The organism is Rhodococcus sp. BUPNP1, from assembly GCF_002215235.1.
Classification (GTDB): Bacteria; Actinomycetota; Actinomycetes; order Mycobacteriales; family Mycobacteriaceae; genus Rhodococcus.
This window is the reverse complement of sequence record NZ_NERM01000065.1, coordinates 1-4,632: the sequence shown is the minus strand read 5'-3', so window position 1 is coordinate 4,632 and position 4,632 is coordinate 1. Positions and strand designations below refer to the sequence as shown.

Annotated in this window: 2 protein-coding genes and 2 pseudogenes; all 4 read right to left on the bottom strand. The window is 65.7% G+C overall.

The window, feature by feature from the left end; translation table 11 throughout:
* Nucleotides 1–75: 75 nt before the first annotated feature.
* A pseudogene (locus B9C99_RS25345) lies at nt 76–312 on the bottom strand (transposase); the annotation flags it as partial.
* 44 nt (nt 313–356) lie between these two features.
* The gene (locus B9C99_RS25340; RefSeq protein WP_088899784.1) at nt 357–2,312 is read right to left on the bottom strand and encodes a tyrosine-type recombinase/integrase; all 1,956 of its coding nucleotides are present in this window, start codon (nt 2,310–2,312) and stop codon (nt 357–359) included.
* Nucleotides 2,309–3,364 carry a tyrosine-type recombinase/integrase gene (locus tag B9C99_RS25335; RefSeq protein WP_064257805.1) on the bottom strand — a complete coding sequence of 352 codons (1,056 nt, stop codon included), beginning with the start codon at nt 3,362–3,364 and terminating at the stop codon, nt 2,309–2,311. The genes B9C99_RS25340 and B9C99_RS25335 overlap by 4 nt, the downstream gene beginning before the upstream one ends.
* Nucleotides 3,365–3,477: 113 nt before the next feature.
* Nucleotides 3,478–4,491: pseudogene (locus B9C99_RS25330) on the bottom strand (IS256 family transposase); the annotation flags it as partial.
* Nucleotides 4,492–4,632: the final 141 nt, after the last annotated feature.

Genomic DNA, 4,632 nt, shown 5'->3' with positions numbered 1-4,632 from the left:
GATAGTGCCCCGTGGAGTGGTGGACTTCGGATCGGCTCTGCAGTAGACGTAGTGATCAACGAGTCGTGCTGGATACTATGCTGTTTCGCTCGAGCCGGTCAACGACAACGCCGGTTCGGTAGCGTGCTGTTTGGCGGCGATCACCGCCCGGAGCTCGTCCATGCTCACATCCGAGACATACCGGCGGGTGACCTGCCACTCGTCGTGCTGCTCGATGACCACCGCGGTCGCCAACCGGAGGAATGCCGCCGGGTTCGGAAAAATCTCCACGACGTCGGCTCGACGCTTGATTTCCTTGTTCAACCGCTCAATTATCCGGCCCTCAGGGATGAGATCAACCCTGATCTCACATCGAGTCAGCGATCGAGACGCTGCAAGTGGTCGGTCAACGCCTCAGCGACACGATGATGCCGGGCAGCTTCCTCCTGCCATCCACGGTCACGAGCATCGGCCTCGAGAGCCTGGATGTCGGTGCGTTGCGCCTCGAGCGCGCCACGGAACTCCGGTCCGGTGACGAAGTTGTCGCAGGTTTCGCAGATGTTGGCATAGGGACACGCACCCGCGCTCTCGTGACGGGAACAGTAACCGTGGGCAACACGAGTTTTGAGCATCTCACTGCCGAGCCAACTCACCGCGTCGGGGACGATCGGCTTGCCGACCGGAGTGAGCGTGAACCGCCGTCGCATCTTGCCCATCGCCTGGTCGTAGGCATCACGCAACGTCGGTGACGCCAAAGTGGCGTAACGCAAAGTCATCTGCGGAGTGACATGCCCGAGCAATGCCATCAGCGCCTGCAGGCTCATCCCGGCGTTGGCGAGTTCGGTGGCCCAGGTATGCCGCAGCTGGTGCGGAGTCACCACCAACGGCGCACCCCAGGCCCCGCGCAGTCCGCAGGACTCGACGGCAGCGAGCAGTCCGTTGCGCAGCCGGGTCTGGCTGAGACGGCGACCGTGCGTGACGAACAGGAAATCGGTCAGCTCTCCGGTGCGGGGATGCGGCAGTGGCCGACACGCACCACGCCCGGTTGTCCACTGATCCAACGCGGCGATGGTAGTGGCCGAGAGTGGGACCATGCGTTCGGTGGCGAGTTTGCCCAACGGCACTTTCAACCAGGTCCCGGCGGCGCCGTAGTCGATGACGCTGCCGAGTTCGAGATCGAGTAGCTCTCCGACCCGAAGACCGGCTCCGCGGAGCACCGTCAACCCGATACGGGCGAACGAATCATCGAGTTGGGAAACCGCATTCATCACCGCGGCGTCGATGTCGGGTGGCAGTGCCCGCGGAAGCGGTTGGTCGAGTTTGGGGACGTCGGCGGCGAAGACCAGACGGCGCGGTGGTGCCTGTTCCCAGCCCCATTCGGTGATGTCGTCGAGCAGGTTGCGCACGCTCAGTACCGTCGATTGGATTACGGCCTTCGAGATGGTGCGTCCGGCGCCGGCGGCGGCGCGTTGCCCCCGCCAGGTGCGGGTGCGATTCCAGACAAGGAAGCCCTCGATGTGACTGCGATCGAGATGCTCGAGGGAGGTGACCTCGGGATGAGCGGTGGTGAGGTAGTCCGCGAACGGCAGCAGGTCGTTGATCAGCGATTCGGCCGATTTCGGGCGGAGCACCGATGCCCGGACGGTGACGTAACGCAACAGGGCCTCGCGGATCGGATCGGCCATCGGGGCGTCGGCGAAGCGTTGGGCGTAGGTGCGGGCCCACGGTCGGCGCCGTGGTGGGGTGTCGACGATGCGGGCCTGAAACAGCATTTGTCGCAGTCCCGCGATACGGTTGCGGTAGGCGCGTTTCGATGTATCCGGGATTGACTGTGTGGCAGCCAATGCGGCGTCGAAGTCGTCGACGGTCTCGGCGCTCACGCTGCTGACGGAACCGCCGTGCCAGGCGAGCAGCACCGCCAGGCACTCGCCGAGGACGGTCTCGACCCATTGCGGTGTCCACCCCAAAACCAGGCCGGCGGCCCGGACCGCGGCGAACCCGTCCGGGTCGCGGTCCTCGACGGCCCGGCCGAGTCCGGTGAGGTTCTTGACGGCCGCGAGTTCGAGGTCGAGCCGCAGGTTGCCGCGTCCGATGAGGTGACACAGCAGTGGCCAGGCCCCGGTGCGGCGTAGTTCGGCCAGCCGGTCGGCAGCGGGTCGGGTCATCCAGTCCCGCAAGTCCGGATGCGTGGTGAGGAAGGTCGTCGCGATGAGGGTGCGAGCGCGCACCGACCTGTCGCTGAGCTCGAGGCTGGCGACGTGCTCGAGGTAGTCGGTGAGCACCGCACCCGGTCCGGCCGGCAGGACGACCGTCGCAACCACCGCGGTGCTCATTGTCGTGTTCCGGCGAGACTGGCACGGGCCGCGCCGTATTCGGCGGCGAGCTGCTCGACCGACAAATGCACATATTCGGCAGTGGTGTCCGGAGACACATGCCCCATCAACTCCCGCAGTACCATCAGATCGATTCCGGCGGCAGCGAGTTCGGTGCCGTAGGTGTGGCGCAATCGGTGCGGACGCACCCTCGTCGCACCGGAGAGGTCCCGGTGCCGCCGGAACAGTGACCGCAGTCCCGCCTCGGTCACCGGCGCCCCCGCGGTGGGGCCGCGCAGCACCACGAAACACTCCTCGGTCGCCAACCCCGGTGGCCGTTCGAGGCGCAGATAGGCCGACAGTTCGGTGAAGAACACCGCATCGACCGGCACCACCCGTTCCTTGCAGCCTTTGCCGAGCACCCGGAGTCGTCGCTGGCCGAAATCGACGTCTGCCAACCGCAGGGATCGCACCTCGGCGTTGCGCAGCCCGCCGAACAGCATCGCCCACAACATCGCTCGATCCCGATGGGTGCGCAGCGACGCCGCAAACTGCTCGATCGCGTCGGCGTCGAGGGACTCGGGCAGTAGCCGTGGTTGGCGTACCAGCCTGCCTCCGGCTCGGGGTCGGCCCGGCCCGAGGTGTCCGAGCAGTCCTCGCGCTGGTGGTCGCAGTCCCTGTCCGCGCCGCGGTGAGGGCACCGGATTCTCGGTGCGTATCCCGGTCATCACCAGGTATTCGAACAATGCGCGTATCGCCGCGACTCGTCGGTTGATCGTCGATGCCGCAGTGCCCCGATCACCTCGTGTCGCCATGCCTGGGCGGGGTTTGCGGTGCACGTTCTGCCAGTCGACCCACTCGAACACCGTCACCGGCGTCACCGCAGCCACCGTGAGGTCGCGATCGAGCAGGAATCGGGCCAGATTGAGCACGTCGAACGCATATGCCCGCACCGTTGCCGAACTGAATCCGCGTCCGGCCAGATGCGTCAGGAACGCGTTTGCTGCTGCGCATCCTTCCCATTGGCCGTCGATCACATGCCCGTTGCTGCTGATGCGCACCCGAACGGTCATTGTTCGCCGCCTTTCGATCGGAGCCGACACCGCCAGCATGCGCCTCAACCGGTCGTCGGCTCAGGACCTCACGCTGCAACCGTGATCGTGTCGTGGGAGGGCCGGTTAACCGATATGGGATTGTTGGACCACACCTTTTGCCAATGAGCCTTGGGGAACGCGGTGAACGCCAGCACATCGTGTTTGGCGGCTTCCATCAACGCCGCGACCTTCGGAAACGACCCGGAGAAGGTGTCGGTGACCCGATCCCACTGCTCCGCGACGGCGTCCGGGTCGGTGTGCGCGAAGATCGTCTTGACCGCCGCCATCACCGGCGGCACATGCTTGGCCGCCACCGCCGCCCGAATGTTGCGCATGAAATGCACCCGGCACCGCTGCCACGAAGAACCCGCGAACTGCTGCATCACAGCAGCTTTGAGGCCACTGTGTGCATCGGAGATCACCAGATGCACCCCCGACAGACCACGGGCCTTGAGGCTGGTGAGGAACTCGCGCCAGAACTCGTAGGATTCGCTGTCCCCGACGGCGGTTCCGAGTACCTCGCGGGTGCCGTCGATCGAGACTCCGGTGGCCACCACCAACGCCTGGGACACCACGTGCGCACCGACCCGGACCTTGCAGAAGGTGGCGTCGAGAAACACGTACGGAAAGCTCGTGTGCGTCAGCGTGCGCTCGCGGAACCGGGCGATCTCGGTGTCCAGACCAGCGCAGATCCGCGACACCTCCGACTTCGAGATCCCGGATCCGACACCCAACGCGCCGACCAGGTCGTCGACGCTGCGGGTCGACACGCCGTGCACGTAGGCTTCCATGACCACTGCGTACAGGGCCTTGTCGATGCGGCGGCGTCGCTCCAGCAAGGAGGGGAAGAACGATCCTGACCGCAGTTCGGGGATCTTGACCTCGACATCGCCGCTGGTGGTGGCCACGGTCTTCGTTCGATGTCCGTTGCGGTGCGTTATCCGGGTGTCGGTGCGTTCGTAGCGGCCGGCGCCGAGCTTGTCGGTGGCCTCGGCTTCGATCAGAGCCTGCAGGCCGGTACGGATCAGTTCGGCGAACACGCTGGCGCTGTCGGCGCCCTTGAGCGCGTGGAGCTGGGTGAGCAGTGCAGAATGATCGTGGGTCATCGCGTAGCTGCTTTCTGTGAGTCACTGTGAGAGGTAACTCGTTGATCACTACGCGATGGCCCACCCTCGGCGAGGGAGCGACACGCCGCGGACCTGGCCGGATGCGCTCAGCCGATTCCCACCACTCCCCGGGACTTACCC

What these genes read in the sequence shown, in the direction of transcription:
- B9C99_RS25340 (WP_088899784.1), bottom strand. Translation starts at nt 2,312, where the DNA reads ATGAGCACCGCGGTGGTTGCGACGGTCGTCCTGCCGGCCGGACCGGGT.
- B9C99_RS25335 (WP_064257805.1), bottom strand. Translation starts at nt 3,364, where the DNA reads ATGACCGTTCGGGTGCGCATCAGCAGCAACGGGCATGTGATCGACGGC.